Raw genomic sequence first — 14,813 nt, 5'->3', positions numbered from 1 at the left:
AAAGCGGTCCAATGACGGCGATGAAGCGCCTTGTCACCTTGTTCGCCATGGCCTGTCTGTTCCTGGCGCTTCCCGCTCGCGCGCAGTCGATCCTGCGCGATGCGGAAACCGAGGCGCTGCTCAATGACATGTCGCGCCCGCTGGTGGAAAAGGCCGGCCTGGACCCGCGCAATTTTCAGGTCGTGCTGATCAACGACCCGTCGATCAACGCCTTTGTCGCGGGCGGTCAGGCGGTCTATATCCACACCGGTCTGCTGGACAAGGCGGAGAGCGCCAACGAGGTGCAGGGCGTCATCGCCCATGAAATCGGCCATATCATCGGCGGTCACGTGCCGTTGCGCGATCGCGGGTCCGGTCCGGCGACCGGCATTTCGATCCTGAGCCTGGTACTGGGCATCGCCGCGATGGCGGCGGGGGCCGGCGAGGCCGGAGCGGGCATCCTGGCCGCCGGGCAACAGGCCGCGATGGGCAGCTATCTGGCGTTCAGCCGCACCCAGGAAAGTTCGGCCGACGCCGCCGGCGCGCGGCTGCTGCGCGATTCCAACATTACCGGAAAGGGCTTTCTGTCCTTTTTCAAAAAGCTGCAGAACACCGAGTACCGGCTCGCGATTCCGCAGGAAAACAGCTATAACCGTACCCACCCGCTGTCGGGCGAGCGCATTGCCAATCTGACCGCGGATGTGGAGGCTTCGCCCGCCTTTTCCCGGCCGCTGAGCACCGATCTGGAACGCCGGTTCAAGCTGGTTCAGGCCAAGCTGCGCGGATATGTGAACGATCCTCAGGATACGCTGCGCGCCTATCCGACCAGCAACACGTCGGAAATCGCGGATTATGCCCGCGCCTATGCCTGGCACAAATCGGGTTATCCCGATCAGGCGCGCGTTGCGACCATGGCGCTGGTCAAGGCGGAGCCGAACAATCCCTATTTCCTGGAGCTGGAGGGGCAGATCCTGCTGGAGTCCGGCAAGCCGAAGGATGCGATCGCCCCGCTGCGCCGCGCGGTCCAGTTGACCAATGGCCAGCCGCTGATCGCAACAACGCTGGGCCATGCGCTGATCGCGACCGAGGACACGGAACAACTGGACGAGGCGGAGCGGGTGTTGCGCGCCGCCGTCAACCGCGACCGGGAAAATCCGTTTGCCTGGTTTCAGCTTGGCACCGTTTACGAGCGCAAGGGCGACCGTGCCCGCACCGCGCTGGCCACTGCCGAGCGCGCGTTGATGATGGGTGAGCCGGGCCTTGCCATGGCCAGCGGCCAGACCGCGCTCGGCCTGTTGCCGCAGGGGTCGGGCGAATGGCTGCGTGCGCAGGATATCGTGATGGTGGCCCAGAACGCGTTGTCGGAACAGCGCGGTCGCAGGCGGAATTGAGGCAGGACATGGCAGGAGAACGGGGCGGCGCGCCGCTATGGGTGGTGGCGCTGGTCGCACTGGGTTCGGCGGCGATCGGCGGCGGCATCGTGGCGGGCGCGGACCGGCTGCGCGGCGGCGGGGCGGCGGGCGGCGATGCCGTTCGCGATTACCTGTACGAACATCCCGAAGTGCTGCCCGAGGCGATGGACCGGCTGCGCGCCCGCGAAACGGCCAAGATCGTGGACAGCAACGAGGCAAAGCTGCTGAAGCCGTTCGACAGCGCATGGGCCGGCAATCCGGACGGCGATGTCACGGTGGTTGCGTTCATGGATTATGCCTGCGGCTATTGCCGGGCCAGCCTGCCGTCCGTCGAGCGGCTGCTGGCCGAGGACAAGGGCGTGCGCATCGTCTATCGCGAGTTGCCCATCCTGTCCGAGGCGAGCCGCGATGCCGCCAACTGGGCGCTGGCGGCGGCGGAACAGGGCAAGTTCAAGCCGTTCCACGACCGGCTCTATGCCGCGGGCCAGCTGTCCCCGGCGACGATCCAGGCGACCGTTGCGGCTGTCGGGCTGGACAGGGCGCGGGCCGAGCGGGTGATCGCATCGCCCCGCGTGGAACAGGAAATTGCCGCCAACCTCAATATCGTGCGGGACCTGGGGGCCAGCGGAACGCCGACCTGGGTGATCGGGGATCAGGTGATCAACGGCGCCGTCCCCTATGAAGCGATGAAGGCGGCGGTGGACAAGGCACGTCAGAAAAGCTGACCCATCGCCATTGCGGGCATCCGGACGGTGCCCCATGTTGCTGGACAAGGAACAAGGGGCGACAACGGTTCAATGGATTCCATCCTGTCATTGCGGGGGGTCGGCAAAACCTATGCCGGCGGCTTTACCGCGCTGAAATCGGTCGACCTGGATATCCGGCGGGGGGAAATCTTTGCCCTGCTCGGCCCCAATGGCGCGGGCAAGACGACCCTGATTTCGATGATCTGCGGTATCGTGACGCCCAGCAGCGGGACCATCATGGTCGATGGCAAGGATGCGGTGCGCGATTGGCGCGGCGCGCGCGAGCGGATCGGCCTGGTGCCGCAGGAATTGTCGGTCGACATGTTCGAAAAGGTCGAGGCGACCGTCCGGTTCAGTCGCGGCCTGTTCGGCAAGCAGGCGGACGAGGCCTATATCACCGGCATCCTGTCCGATCTGTCGCTGGCGGACAAGCGCAAGTCGAAGATCATGGAATTGTCCGGCGGCATGAAGCGCCGCGTGCTGATCGCCAAGGCACTGGCGCATGAACCCGACATCCTGTTTCTGGACGAACCCACGGCGGGCGTCGACGTGTCGCTGCGCAAGGATATGTGGCGCCTGATCGGGCGGCTGCGCGAACGCGGGACGACGATCATCCTGACCACGCATTACATCGAAGAGGCCGAGGAGATGGCCGACCGGGTCGGCGTCATCAACAAGGGCGAATTGCTGCTGGTCGAAGACAAGGCCGCGCTGATGCAGAAGCTGGGCAAGCGCGAACTGACGGTGACGCTGGCCGAACCGCTGGCCGCGATCCCGCCGGAACTGGCCGAATGGCAGCTGGAGCTGCACGAGGAGGGCAGCGTGCTGCGCTATCGTTTCGACGGGCAGGCGGAGCGGACCGGCGTGCCGTCGCTGCTGCGCCGGTTGGCGGACCTGGGCATCGGCTTTGCCGACTTGGAAACCAGCAAGTCGTCGCTTGAAGACATCTTTGTCGATCTGGTCGAGCAGGGGAAACACTGACATGGCGATCGCCAATCCGCGCGGCGTGCTCGCCATCTATCGCTTCGAGATGAACCGGGCGTTGCGCACCTTGTGGCAGAGCCTGGTGACGCCGGTGCTGACGACATCGCTGTATTTCATCGTGTTCGGCGGGGCCATCGGCAGCCGGATGAACGGCGTGGGCGGCGTGGAATATGGCGCGTTCATCGTGCCCGGCCTGATCATGCTGACACTGTTGACGCAGAGCATCCTCAATGCATCGTTCGGCATCTATTTCCCGAAATTCACCGGCACGATCTATGAACTGCTGTCCGCGCCGGTTTCGGCGGTGGAGCTGGTGATCGGCTATGTCGGTGCGGCGGCGACCAAATCGGTGGCGATCGGCCTGATCATCCTGATCACCTCGACCCTGTTCGTCGATCTGCGCATCGACCATCCGGCGGCGATGATCGCGTTTCTGCTGCTGACCGCCATCAGCTTTTCGATGTTCGGGTTCATCATCGGCATCTGGGCCAAAAACTTCGAACAGCTGAACTTCGTGCCCGCGCTGCTGGTGACGCCGCTGACCTTTCTGGGCGGCGCATTCTATTCGATCGACATGCTGCCCCAGCCCTGGCGGACGGTCAGCCTGTTCAATCCGGTCGTCTATCTGGTCAGCGGCTTTCGCTGGAGCTTTTTCGGGCAGGGCGATGTGCCGATCGCGGCAAGCCTCGGCTTTACCGCGGCCTTCCTGGCACTGTGCCTGGGCATCATCGCCTGGATGTTCCGCACGGGATACCGGCTGAAAAACTGAGCCGCCCCGCCGCGTACACGGCAGGGCGACGGGTCAGGCGATGCGGTGTTCGCCCTTGACCCAGCGGACGGTGCCGCTGCTGGCGCGCATCACCACGCTTTCGGTGACCAGCTTGCCATTGAGGCGCTTGACCCCGTCGAGCAGCGAACCGTCGGTGACGCCGGTCGCGGCAAAGATGCAGTCGCCCTTGGCCAGTTCCTTGAGGTCATAGATCTTGTCCAGATCCTCGATCCCCCATTTGCGGGCGCGGGCCCGCTCGTCGTCATTCCGGAACACCAGCCGGCCCTTGAACTGACCGCCGACGCAGCGGAGCGCAGCCGCCGCCAGCACGCCTTCCGGTGCGCCGCCCTGACCCATGTACAGGTCGATATTGGTTTCCGGATCGGCCACCGCGATCACGCCGGCAACATCGCCATCGGGGATCAGCATGATGCCGCAGCCACAGGCGCGCAGTTCCGCGATCAGCTTTTCATGGCGCGGGCGATCCAGCACGCAGATGTTGAGGTCGCTGGGCTGAACCCCGCGCGCGGCGGCGACCGCGTTGACATTTTCGGTGGGGCTCTTGCTCAGGTCGATGATGTCGTCCGGCAGGCCGGGGCCGCAGGCGAGCTTGTCCATATAGACGTCGGGCGCGTTGAGCAGGCCGCCCTCCTCCGCAATGGCCAGCACGGCCAGCGCGTTCGGCCCTGCCTTGGCTGTGATCGTCGTTCCTTCAAGCGGGTCGAGGGCAATGTCGATGCGCGGCCCCTTGCCCGGCGCCGATCCGACCTTTTCGCCGATATACAGCATCGGCGCTTCGTCGCGCTCGCCCTCTCCGATCACCACGGTGCCGTCCATGTACAGCTCGTTCAGCGCCTCGCGCATCGCCTCTACCGCGGCGGCATCGGCGGCCTTTTCATCGCCCCGGCCGATCAGCTTGGCTGATGAGATGGCGGCCGCTTCGGTCACGCGGACCATTTCCAGGACGAGAACGCGGTCAAGGATCGAGCTGGCGGCTGTCATGATCGGCGTATCTCCCTGAATACCTATGCGAGCCGGGCGATAAGCGAGCGGCCCCGGATTGTCGAGCCATGCGCTGATGGATCGCCATATTTATGCCCATAAGTGTGTGGAGCCTGATGCTTGCAGGAATATGGGGGGGCGGCGCAGTGGCACTGATGCTGATCGCAATCTGGTTTCAGACCCCGGCGCCATCCGTCCCACATGCCGATGCTGAGGCCATTATGGCGCTGCATCAGCAGCGGACGAGCGCGCGCGTCGCTTGCACAACCACCGCCGATGCCGACGAGACGGTCGTGTGCGCCCGCCGGGGTGCGGATCGCGACCGGGTGCCCCTGGTTGTTTACGACATGAACGACCCGCGACGGCCGGATGCGCTGGGCGAACGGGAAAGGTTGATCGCGCAGCGGTCTCCGTGTCAGGAAATGGGCCCCTATCTGGTCGGATGCGGCCATATCGGCGTGACCCTCAGCAGCCGGACGGGACTGTCGGGAAGCCGGCAACGGCCCCTGGCGCCCTGACTCATCCCCGATTGCGTCAACCCAGAATGTGCATCCACATCGGCTGGCCGATGATGCTGGGGCTACCGCTCAGCTTGTCCAGCGCATGGGCAACCGCACGCTCGGGCCCCTCATGCGTGACGATGACGACCAGAACGCTGCCGTCGCTGGCCGCCCCGCGCTGGATCAGGCTTTCGATGGAAACCCCGGCATCGCGCATCGCGGCGGCGATTTCGGCCAGCACGCCCACCTTGTCCGCCACGGTCAGGCGCAGATAGGCGCGGCCCCGGCGTTCGCCCGCTGCCTCCGGCTCTGCTGCCGCCAGCGCATCGGCGGGCATGGCATAGGGCGGGCCATATTCGCCCCGCGCAATGTCGATCAGGTCGGCGACGACGGCGCTGGCCGTCGGGCCTTCGCCCGCGCCGCGGCCCTGGAACAGCAGCGGACCGACGAAATTGCCCTCTGCCATCACGGCGTTCAGCGATCCGGTGACATGGGCCAGCGGGTGATCCATCGGCACAAGATGCGGGTGCACCCGCTGAAACAGGCCGTTCGACCCCGCCTCGGCAATGCCGACCAGGCGGATGCGATAGCCCAGCGCCGCCGCCTCTGCGATATCGGCGGCGATGACGTGGCGGATGCCGCTGATCGCGACGTTGCCGAATGCGGGCCGGGTGCCGAATGCCAGCGCGGCCAGGATCGACAGCTTGTGCGCGGCATCCACGCCGTCAATGTCGAAGCTGGGGTCAGCCTCTGCAAAGCCCAGCCGCTGCGCTTCGGCCAGCACATCGGCGAAATCGCGGCCTTCCGCCTCCATCTTGGACAGGATGAAGTTGCAGGTGCCGTTGAGGATCCCAGCCACGCGGGTCAGTTCGTTGGCGGCAGCGCCTTCGCGCAGCCCCTTGATGACGGGCACGCCGCCGGCCACTGCGGCCTCGAACTTGAGCGGGACGGCAGCCGCCTCCGCCGCCGAGGCGAGTTCCAGACCGTGATGCGCGATCATCGCCTTGTTGGCGGTGACCAGCCCCTTGCCGCTGGCCAATGTCGCGCGGGCAAGGGCAAGGGCGGGGCCATCCGATCCGCCGACCAGTTCCACCACCACATCGGCATTGCCATGGCGCGCCAGATCGACGGGATCGTCGACCCAGTCGAACCGGCCCATGTCGATGCCGCGATCCTTGCTGCGGTCGCGGGCGGACACGGCCACCACCTCGATCGGGCGGCCGGCGCGGCGCGCAATCAGGCCGGCATTGGTATCGATCAGGCGGACGACACCCGCGCCCACCGTGCCAAGTCCCGCAATTGCCACCCGCAAATTGTCGCCCATGTCGTCCTCTTGTTCCCGAACGACCGGCGACTAGCTGCGCTTTCCGGCGGCGTCCAGCATTGGTGCGCATTTTTTGCACACAATGCCGGCGCTGCACGCAAGCTTATTTCTTGATCAGCCCGATCTCGACAAGCCGTTCCAGCAGATAGTCATGGGCGGTGATCGGTTCGGGATAGCGGTTCGGCCGATCCGCACTGATGCAGCCGGGCAGCGTCCTGATCATGAAATCCGGCGCCGGATGCAGGAAGAACGGCATGGAATAGCGCGAATAGCCGCGGCGTTCCGGGGCCGGGTTGACGACGCGGTGCGTGGTCGACGGCAGGACATGGTTGGTCAGCCGTTGCAGCATGTCGCCGACATTGACGACCATCGCGCCTTCCGGCGGCTTGACCGGCAGCCAGCGGCCATCGCGGTCGAGCAGCTCAAGCCCGGCTTCCTCTGCACCGAGCAGCAGGGTGATCAGATTGATATCCTCATGCGCGCCGGCCCGTACTTCGGGGGCATCGGCGGGCACGGGGGGGTAATGGAGCAGGCGCAGCACCGAATTGCCGTCCTTTACCGCCGGGTCGAACCAGTCGGGCGCCAGATCCAGATAGCGTGCGATGGCGGAAAGCAGGCGGTCGCCTGCCCGGTCGAGCGCCGAGAACAGCGTCAGGAACGTGTCCTTGAACCCGTCCGGCTGATCGGGCCAGACATTGGGGGACATGAACCGCTGATAGGGATGATCGGCGGGCAGTTCGCGGCCGATGTGCCAGAATTCCTTGAGATCGACGTGCGACGCGCCCTTGGCGATTTCCGTCTTGAACGGCGTATAGCCGCGCGCGCCGCCGCCGCCGGGGATGTGATAGCGCCGCTTTTCATCCTCCGGCAGGGCGAAGAACGCCTCTGTCGCGGCCCAGGCGCGGGCGACCAGCGCGGCATCGACGCCGTGATCGCTGACCATCGCAAAGCCGAACCGCGCGAAGGATCCGCCGAGCGCGGCGGCGAAACCATCGGGATCGGCATCGGCGCTGGCCAAGGACAGCAGGGGGATTTCGGCAAGGGGGGTATCGAGCATCGTCATTCGTTCCGACCGGGTGATGGCTGTTGATGGCGCCAAGATAGGATGAACCATCCGCCCCGAACAGGGTTGAAACGCGGGTCGGGCAGGTGCAGAGACATCGCCATTGGCGGTTGCATCGCGCCACCGCCCCGATTTCCGCCAGCAGGCCGCCTTCGCGGTCTCCCGTCATGGAGCCAGCACAGTGGACAGCCCAGCGCGAGCATCGCTCGACCGGTCGCCCTTGCCCTTTGCCGAATTCGTCGCGCTGGTGGCGGCGATCATGGCGCTGACGGCGCTGGGCATCGATTCGATGCTGCCCGCCCTGCCTGCCATCGGCGAGGCGCTGGGCGTGACGGAGGACAATCGCCGGCAGTTCGTCATCACCGCCTTTCTGCTCGGCTTTTCGCTGGCGCAGCTGGTCCATGGGCCGCTCGCTGACCGGTTCGGGCGCAAGCCGGTGCTGGTCATCGCCATCGCGCTGTATGTCGTGACCAACATCGTTGCTGCCTTTTCGGCCAGTTTCACGCTGTTGCTGATCGCGCGGTTCGTGTCCGGCATGGCGGTGGCTGCGGGGCGGGTGGTGACCATCGCGCTGGTCCGCGACTGTTTTTCGGGACGGGCCATGGCGCGGGTGATGAGCATGGCGTTCATCGTGTTCATGGCGGCGCCGGTCATTGCACCGGCATTTGGCCAGTTCGTACTGCTGTTCGCGCCGTGGCGCTGGATTTTCGGCGGCATTGCCATCGTCGCATCGCTGGTCCTGACCTGGTTCGTGTTGCGGATGCCGGAGACGCTGGCACCGGCCGACCGGATCCCGCTGTCCATCGGCCGGCTGGCGGGCAGCGCGCGCATCGTCCTGTCGGATCGCTGCTCCGTCGGCTATACGCTGACCGCGGCGTGCGTCTCAGGTGCGCTGTTCGGTTTCGTCGGATCGGTGCAGCAGATCGTGTTCGACACGTTCGGCCGGCCGGAATTGCTGGTGATCGTGTTCGCCAGCGTCGCCGGGTTGATGGCGGCTTCATCGTTTCTGAACAGCCGCATCGTCATGCGGTTCGGGATGCGCGTGATCAGTCATGGTGCATTGCTGGCCATGATCGGCTTTGCCCTGATCCATCTGGGCATCGAGGCGATGGGATGGGAAACCCTGGGCAGCTTTATCGTGATGCAGGCGCTGACCATGGGCTGTTTCGGGCTGGCCAACACCAATTTCTCGGCCATGGCGATGGACCGCATGGGGCAGGTTGCGGGCGTGGCGTCCAGCATGCAGGGCTTTGTATCCAGCCTGGGCGGCGCGGTGCTGGGCGCGGTGATCGGCCAATCGTTCGACGGGACCACCGTGCCGCTGACGCTGGGCTTTGTCCTGTGCGGCGGGGTTGGCCTGGGCATCGTGCTGGTGACCGAGCGCGGACGATTGTTTCGCCCCCAACAGGCTTAATTTTCACCGCCCCGGAACGCGCCACACACGCCTTCGTTCGCAGTTCATGCAAGACCGCCACACCGACGGTCGGCGTAAACGGAGGGTGATGCAATGATGATCGACCTTGGACCGAATGACGACGGTTATGACGAGGACGGCTATGACGAAAGCCAGCGCGCCGAAATCCTGGAAGTGGAAGGCGGCGGCCCCGGCGACGGCGTGATCCAGAACGACATGAATCCCGATCTGGGTCAGGACCCGGATGCGGTTCAGGACGAGGAGGAGGATGACCTCTCCATCCTTGGCGAGGACGAGGATGAAGACGAGGACGACGAGGACGAGGACGAACTGGGCGACATCGTGCCGCTGGATGGCGAGCGCGATGAACAGGACTTCGACAGCGACAACGACGACGACCGGTAAGTGCGTTCAGCCACGCGGGGCGGCCAGCCGCTCCGCGTGCCAAGCCACATGATCGGCCATGAAGGTCGAGATGAAGTAGTAGCTGTGGTCATAGCCCGGCTGAAGCCGCATCGTCAGGTCGATGCCGGCGCGTGAACAGGCCTGTTCCAGCAATTCCGGTTTGAGCTGTTCGGCCAGGAATGGATCGGCCGCCCCCTGATCCACCAGCAAATCGGGCAAAACCGCTCCGTCATCGATCAGTGCGCAGGCATCATAGGGCCGCCAGGCTGCGCGATCCCCGCACAGATAGCCGGTCAGCGCCTTTTCCCCCCAGGGACAGGCAAGCGGCGAACTGATGGGGGCAAAGGCCGATACCGATCGGAACCGGCCCACATTGCGCAGCGCAATGGTCAATGCGCCATGCCCGCCCATCGAATGGCCGGTAATGCCCTGCCGCGTCAGATCGGCCATCGGAAATTCGCGCGCGATCAGCGCGGGCAGCTCATCCTCGATATAGCTGCGCATCCGGAAATGCGTCGCCCAGGGCGCTTCGGTCGCATCGACGTAAAAGCCCGCGCCCTTGCCGAAATCATAAGCATCGTCGTCGGGCACATCGTCGCCGCGCGGACTGGTATCCGGCGCGACAAAGATGATGCCATGATCGGCGCAGGCCCGGCGATAATCGCCCTTTTCCGTGACATTGGCGTGGGTACAGGTCAGGCCGGACAGATACCACAGTATCGGCATCCGGTCGCCGGACCGGTGCGGCGGCAGATAGACCGAAAAGGTCATCGGCGTCCCCGTCGCCGAGGACGCATGGCGATACACGCCCTGCGTCCCGCCAAATGCCCGCGCGGTCGAAACCGTTTCCATGTTCAGGGCCGCCAGATCGCGCACAGCTTGTGACCATCGGGATCGCGCACATAGGACAGGTGCATCGGCCCCAGGCTGCCGTTGCGCAGGCCCGGCGGATCTTCGCACGACGTGCCCCCGGCCGCGACGGCGACATCGTGGAACGTCTTGACCTGTTCGGCCGAGTGGCACTTGAACGCGATCGTCCCGCCATTGGCGACCGTCGCCGGTTCGCCGTTGATCGGCTGTGTCACGATGAACATCGTGCCGTCGTTCATGTAGATGAGGCGGGTGTGCCCGCTTGGCGCAATGTTGCTTTGCGGCTCGCCCGCACCCAGCACCGCCAGCACCTTGTCATAAAATGCCTTTGACCGGTCGAGGTCGCTTGATCCGACCATCACGTGATTCAACATTGCCGTTACTCCGTCACTCGGGGGGAGGGCGCGAATTGTGCGCCCAGTGCTGTCGTTCGCTTAATAGACGACGACGCTGCGGATGCTCTGACCCGCGTGCATCAGGTCGAACGCGGTGTTGATGTCCTCAAGCCCCATGACATGGGTGATCATCGGATCGATCTCGATCTTGCCCTGCATGTACATGTCCACGATCTTGGGAACGTCGGTGCGCCCCTTTGCTCCGCCGAAGGCGGTGCCGCGCCAGTTGCGGCCCGTGACCAGCTGGAACGGGCGAGTGGCGATTTCCTTGCCCGCCTCTGCCACGCCAATGATGATGCTGGTGCCCCAGCCGCGATGGCACGCCTCAAGCGCGGTGCGCATCACGTCGGTGTTGCCGGTGGCGTCAAAGGTGTAGTCCGCGCCGCCGTCCGTCATCTCGACGATTTTTGCGACGATGTCCTCGCGGCTCATCCCCTTGCTGTTCAGGAACGCGGTCATGCCGAAGCGGCGGCCCCATTCCTCGCGTTCCGGATTGATGTCCACGCCGATGATCCGGTCCGCATCCGCCAGCCGGGCGCCCTGAATGACGTTGAGGCCGATGCCGCCCAGCCCGAAGACGACGACGTTGTCGCCCACCTGCACCCTGGCAGTATTGATGACTGCGCCCACGCCCGTCGTCACACCGCAGCCGATATAACAGCTCGACTGGAACGGCGCGTCCTCGCGGATTTTCGCCACCGCGATTTCGGGGAGGACGGTGAAGTTCGAAAAGGTCGAACAGCCCATGTAATGAAAGACCGGCTGCCCCTTGTAGCTGAACCGGGTCGTCCCGTCGGGCATCAGTCCCTTGCCCTGGGTCGCGCGGATCGCGGTGCACAGGTTGGTCTTGCCGCTGAGGCACGACTTACACTGGCGACATTCGGGGGTGTAGAGCGGGATGACGTGATCGCCCGGCTTGACCGACGTGACGCCGGGGCCGACCTCTCGCACGATGCCCGCGCCCTCATGGCCCAGCACGCTGGGGAAAATCCCCTCGCTGTCGAAGCCGTCCAGCGTATAGGCATCGGTGTGGCAGATGCCGGTCGCCATGATTTCGACCAGCACCTCGCCGGCCTTTGGCCCTTCCAGATCAAGCTCGACGATTTCGAGCGGCTGTTTCGCGGCAAAGGCGACGGCGGCACGGGTTTTCATTGGGGTGCTCCACGATGGTACTTCACGGTAGCGGTTAGCGGGCGAATAGCTATGCGCAAAGAGGCGATACCGATAACAATGCGTTGCGCAAAATGCGGTTGCGGTGCAGCATAATTGCATGGCCACGCTTCCCACCATCGCAAATCACCCCGATCTGAAACTGCTAGGCGGCATGCTGGGCGACGTCATCCGCGCCTATGGCGGAGAGGCGCTGTTCAACCGGATCGAGGCGATTCGCTCCGCTTCGGTGCGGCGCCATATCGAAACGCCCGGCGGCGAGGCGAGCGATGCCGAATTGTCCGGCCTCGACCTGGACGAGGCACTGGAGTTTGCGCGCGGGTTCATGCTGTTTTCGATGCTGGCCAATCTGGCCGAGGATCGGCAGGGCGTTTCGGTCGATCCCGGCACCGGCGTCGACGATGCGCTGGCCCGGCTGAAGGAGCATGGTATCGATGCCGCCGCGGTCCGCGACCTGTTGACCGAGGGACTGATCGCGCCGGTGCTGACCGCGCACCCCACGGAAGTGCGGCGCAAGAGCCTGATCGACCATCGCAACCGGATTGCCGAATTGATGGCGATGCGTGACCGGGGCGAGGGGACCACGCCCGATGGCGATGCAGTGGACGAGGCGCTGCTGCGCCAGATCGCGCTGCTTTGGCAGACGCGCGTGCTGCGCCCCGACAAGCTGAAGGTGGCGGACGAGGTGGAAACCGCCCTGTCCTATCTGCGTGAGGTATTCCTGCCCGCGCTGCCGCTGCTTTATGCTCGGTGGGACCGGCTGCTGGGCGAACGGGTGCCCGCGTTTCTGCGGCCGGGCAGCTGGATCGGCGGCGACCGCGATGGCAATCCGTTCGTCACCGCCGATGCGATGGCCCATGCGTTCCGTCGGGCGGCAGAAGCGGTCATCGGCCATTATCTGGATGCGATCCACAAGCTGGGTGCCGAACTGTCCATTTCCACCCGCCATGTCGCGGTGACCGATGCGGTGCTGGCGCTGGCCGAGGCGAGCGGCGATGGCGCAACCAGTCGGGCGGACGAGCCCTATCGCCGGGCGCTGTCGGGCATTTATGCGCGGCTGGCCGAAACCCATCGCCAGCTGGCGGGCAGCGAACCGCCCCGGCCGGGGTTCCTGAACGGGGAAGCCTATGCCGGGCCGGGCGAGTTTCGCCGCGACCTGGTGGCGATCGCGCACGGCCTGGCCTCCAGCGGAGGCGGCACGCTGGCCACGGGCGGCGCGCTGGGCCGGCTGATCCGGGCAGTCGAGGTGTTCGGATTTCACCTGGCCACGCTGGACATGCGCCAGAACAGTGCCGTGCATGAGCGGGTGGTGGCCGAACTGCTCAAGGTGGCGGGGGTCGAGGCGGACTATGCCGCGCTGGATGAGGAGGCGCGGATCGCGCTGCTGTCGCGCGAACTGGCCAGCCCGCGTCCGCTGTCGGTGCCGCATGGCGATTATTCCGAGGAAACGGCGGGCGAGCTGGCCATCCTGCATACCGCAGCCAGCGTGCATGAACGGTTCGGTGCCGCCGCAATCCGGCAATATATCGTGTCGATGACTCAGTCGGTTTCCGACCTGATGGAGGTCAATCTGCTGCTGCGCGAGGTGGGCCTGTATCGCCCCGGCGAGCCGCCCCAGGCCGCGATCATGGCCGTTCCGCTGTTCGAGACGGTCGCCGATCTGGAGGCGGGCGCGGCGATCATGGAGCGGTTTCTGGCCCAGCCCGCAGTGGCCAGCATCGCCCGTGCGCGCGGCTATCAGGAGGTGATGATCGGATATTCGGACAGCAACAAGGATGGCGGCTATCTGACCTCCACCTGGCAGCTGTCCAAGGGATCGACGGCGCTGAAGCCGGTGTTCGATGCCGCGGGCGTGCGGTTGCAGCTGTTCCACGGCCGCGGCGGGGCGGTTGGCCGGGGCGGCGGTTCCGCCTTTGCCGCGATCCGCGCCCAGCCCGCCGGAACGGTGGGCGGCCGCATCCGTATTACCGAACAGGGCGAGGTGATCGCCGCCAAATATGGTTCGGTCGAACAGGCGGCGGTCAATCTGGAAACCATGGTGTCCGCGACCCTGCTGGCCAGCATGGAGCCGGCGCGGCTGCCCCATGCCGATCAGGCGCGGTTCGAGGCGGCGATGGACGCCCTGTCGGCGACCGCCTTTTCCACCTATCGCGGGCTGGTGTACGAAACGCCGGGGTTCCGGCAGTTTTTCCGGCAGATGACGCCGATCAACGAGATTGCCGGCCTGAAGATCGGATCGCGCCCGGCCAGCCGCAAGAAATCCGACGCGATCGAGGATTTGCGCGCGATTCCCTGGGTGTTCAGCTGGGCACAGGCGCGGGTGATGTTGCCCGGATGGTTCGGCGTGGGACAGGCGATCGCCGCATTCCCGGACAAGGGGCTGCTGAGCGCGATGCACCAGCAATGGCCGCTGTTCGCTGCCACCCTGTCCAACATGGAAATGGTGCTGGCCAAATCGGACATGGGCCTGGCTGCGCGATATGCAGCGCTGGTCGAGGATCGGGACGCCGCCGATGCGATTTTCGGGCAGATCCGCGATGGCTGGTCGCTGACCTGCGAAGGGCTGCTGACGGTGACGGGTCAGTCGCGCCTGCTGGAACATCAGCCGGTGACCGAGACGTCCGTGCGCCTGCGCCTGCCCTATATCGAGCCGCTGAACCTGTTGCAGGTCGAACTGCTGAAGCGGCACCGGGCGGGCGAGGCCGATCCGCGGATCGAGGAGGGGATCCTGTTGACGATCAACGCCATCGCCACGGCGCTGCGCAACAGCGGTTAGCGGC

At 65.5% G+C, this 14,813-nt stretch carries 14 protein-coding genes; 8 read left to right on the top strand and 6 right to left on the bottom strand.

Annotated features, from left to right (window positions below; all coding sequences use genetic code 11):
• Positions 1-11: 11 nt before the first annotated feature.
• From ACNI3Q_RS04340 to ACNI3Q_RS04325, 4 genes are all read left to right on the top strand, one after another.
• Positions 12-1,370 carry a M48 family metalloprotease gene (locus ACNI3Q_RS04340; protein WP_426274280.1) on the top strand — a complete coding sequence of 453 codons (1,359 nt, stop codon included), beginning with the start codon at positions 12-14 and terminating at the stop codon, positions 1,368-1,370.
• An 8-nt stretch (positions 1,371-1,378) separates the two neighbouring features.
• Positions 1,379-2,116 carry a DsbA family protein gene (locus ACNI3Q_RS04335; RefSeq protein WP_260020475.1) on the top strand — a complete coding sequence of 246 codons (738 nt, stop codon included), beginning with the start codon at positions 1,379-1,381 and terminating at the stop codon, positions 2,114-2,116.
• Positions 2,117-2,188: 72 nt separating this feature from the next.
• A complete protein-coding gene (locus tag ACNI3Q_RS04330; RefSeq protein WP_426274278.1) occupies positions 2,189-3,118 on the top strand; it encodes an ABC transporter ATP-binding protein in 930 nt (309 codons plus the stop codon).
• A 1-nt stretch (position 3,119) separates the two neighbouring features.
• The gene (locus ACNI3Q_RS04325; RefSeq protein ID WP_426274276.1) at positions 3,120-3,890 is read left to right on the top strand and encodes an ABC transporter permease; all 771 of its coding nucleotides are present in this window, start codon (positions 3,120-3,122) and stop codon (positions 3,888-3,890) included.
• Between the two features lie 33 nt (positions 3,891-3,923).
• Here the strand turns inward: ACNI3Q_RS04325 and glpX are convergent, their stop codons facing one another.
• Positions 3,924-4,892 carry a class II fructose-bisphosphatase gene (gene glpX, locus ACNI3Q_RS04320; protein ID WP_260020472.1) on the bottom strand — a complete coding sequence of 323 codons (969 nt, stop codon included), beginning with the start codon at positions 4,890-4,892 and terminating at the stop codon, positions 3,924-3,926.
• A gap of 146 nt (positions 4,893-5,038) precedes the next feature.
• Between glpX and ACNI3Q_RS04315 the strand changes: the two genes are divergently transcribed.
• Positions 5,039-5,410 carry a hypothetical protein gene (locus ACNI3Q_RS04315; RefSeq protein ID WP_426274274.1) on the top strand — a complete coding sequence of 124 codons (372 nt, stop codon included), beginning with the start codon at positions 5,039-5,041 and terminating at the stop codon, positions 5,408-5,410.
• A 16-nt stretch (positions 5,411-5,426) separates the two neighbouring features.
• On the opposite strand, the gene ACNI3Q_RS04310 is transcribed toward ACNI3Q_RS04315, so the two are convergent.
• Together ACNI3Q_RS04310 and ACNI3Q_RS04305 are read right to left on the bottom strand one after the other, a co-directional pair.
• Entirely contained in the window at positions 5,427-6,716 is a 1,290-nt protein-coding gene (locus ACNI3Q_RS04310; RefSeq protein ID WP_426274272.1) for a homoserine dehydrogenase, read from the bottom strand.
• A 103-nt stretch (positions 6,717-6,819) separates the two neighbouring features.
• Positions 6,820-7,773: an isopenicillin N synthase family dioxygenase gene (locus tag ACNI3Q_RS04305; protein ID WP_426274270.1), complete on the bottom strand. Its 954-nt coding sequence runs from the start codon at positions 7,771-7,773 to the stop codon at positions 6,820-6,822.
• A 187-nt stretch (positions 7,774-7,960) separates the two neighbouring features.
• Here ACNI3Q_RS04305 and ACNI3Q_RS04300 point away from each other — a divergent pair, with 187 nt between their 5' ends.
• The gene (locus ACNI3Q_RS04300) at positions 7,961-9,193 is read left to right on the top strand and encodes a multidrug effflux MFS transporter (protein WP_426274268.1); all 1,233 of its coding nucleotides are present in this window, start codon (positions 7,961-7,963) and stop codon (positions 9,191-9,193) included.
• Between the two features lie 93 nt (positions 9,194-9,286).
• Positions 9,287-9,598: a DNA primase gene (locus tag ACNI3Q_RS04295; RefSeq protein ID WP_426274266.1), complete on the top strand. Its 312-nt coding sequence runs from the start codon at positions 9,287-9,289 to the stop codon at positions 9,596-9,598.
• A 6-nt stretch (positions 9,599-9,604) separates the two neighbouring features.
• Here ACNI3Q_RS04295 and fghA read toward each other — a convergent pair whose 3' ends face one another.
• Genes fghA through ACNI3Q_RS04280 form a run of 3 tightly spaced genes read right to left on the bottom strand, consistent with a single transcriptional unit; the run spans position 9,605 to position 12,015 of the window.
• Positions 9,605-10,450 (bottom strand): S-formylglutathione hydrolase, encoded by an 846-nt coding sequence (gene fghA / locus ACNI3Q_RS04290; protein ID WP_426275606.1) that lies wholly within the window; start codon positions 10,448-10,450, stop codon positions 9,605-9,607.
• A 2-nt stretch (positions 10,451-10,452) separates the two neighbouring features.
• A complete protein-coding gene (locus tag ACNI3Q_RS04285; protein ID WP_426274264.1) occupies positions 10,453-10,842 on the bottom strand; it encodes a VOC family protein in 390 nt (129 codons plus the stop codon).
• Positions 10,843-10,902: 60 nt separating this feature from the next.
• Positions 10,903-12,015, bottom strand: a complete 1,113-nt coding sequence (locus tag ACNI3Q_RS04280) for an S-(hydroxymethyl)glutathione dehydrogenase/class III alcohol dehydrogenase (RefSeq protein ID WP_426274262.1) — start codon at positions 12,013-12,015, stop codon at positions 10,903-10,905.
• 118 nt (positions 12,016-12,133) lie between these two features.
• Between ACNI3Q_RS04280 and ppc the strand changes: the two genes are divergently transcribed.
• The gene (gene ppc / locus ACNI3Q_RS04275) at positions 12,134-14,809 is read left to right on the top strand and encodes a phosphoenolpyruvate carboxylase (RefSeq protein WP_426274260.1); all 2,676 of its coding nucleotides are present in this window, start codon (positions 12,134-12,136) and stop codon (positions 14,807-14,809) included.
• Positions 14,810-14,813: the final 4 nt, after the last annotated feature.

The sequence above is a fragment of the Sphingomonas eleionomae genome (genome assembly GCF_049889035.1).
Lineage (GTDB): Bacteria > Pseudomonadota > Alphaproteobacteria > Sphingomonadales > Sphingomonadaceae > Sphingomonas.
Note: the sequence above shows the minus strand (reverse complement) of the source record. Positions and strands in the feature narration are given on the sequence as shown.

Bases quoted from the DNA above. Each gene is read 5' to 3' on its own strand.
- ACNI3Q_RS04340 (WP_426274280.1), top strand. From the start codon at position 12: ATGACGGCGATGAAGCGCCTTGTCACCTTGTTCGCCATGGCCTGTCTG.
- ACNI3Q_RS04335 (WP_260020475.1), top strand. From the start codon at position 1,379: ATGGCAGGAGAACGGGGCGGCGCGCCGCTATGGGTGGTGGCGCTGGTC.
- ACNI3Q_RS04330 (WP_426274278.1), top strand. From the start codon at position 2,189: ATGGATTCCATCCTGTCATTGCGGGGGGTCGGCAAAACCTATGCCGGC.
- ACNI3Q_RS04325 (WP_426274276.1), top strand. From the start codon at position 3,120: ATGGCGATCGCCAATCCGCGCGGCGTGCTCGCCATCTATCGCTTCGAG.
- glpX (WP_260020472.1), bottom strand. From the start codon at position 4,892: ATGACAGCCGCCAGCTCGATCCTTGACCGCGTTCTCGTCCTGGAAATG.
- ACNI3Q_RS04310 (WP_426274272.1), bottom strand. From the start codon at position 6,716: ATGGGCGACAATTTGCGGGTGGCAATTGCGGGACTTGGCACGGTGGGC.
- ACNI3Q_RS04305 (WP_426274270.1), bottom strand. From the start codon at position 7,773: ATGCTCGATACCCCCCTTGCCGAAATCCCCCTGCTGTCCTTGGCCAGC.
- ACNI3Q_RS04295 (WP_426274266.1), top strand. From the start codon at position 9,287: ATGATGATCGACCTTGGACCGAATGACGACGGTTATGACGAGGACGGC.
- fghA (WP_426275606.1), bottom strand. From the start codon at position 10,450: ATGGAAACGGTTTCGACCGCGCGGGCATTTGGCGGGACGCAGGGCGTG.
- ACNI3Q_RS04285 (WP_426274264.1), bottom strand. From the start codon at position 10,842: ATGTTGAATCACGTGATGGTCGGATCAAGCGACCTCGACCGGTCAAAG.
- ACNI3Q_RS04280 (WP_426274262.1), bottom strand. From the start codon at position 12,015: ATGAAAACCCGTGCCGCCGTCGCCTTTGCCGCGAAACAGCCGCTCGAA.
- ppc (WP_426274260.1), top strand. From the start codon at position 12,134: ATGGCCACGCTTCCCACCATCGCAAATCACCCCGATCTGAAACTGCTA.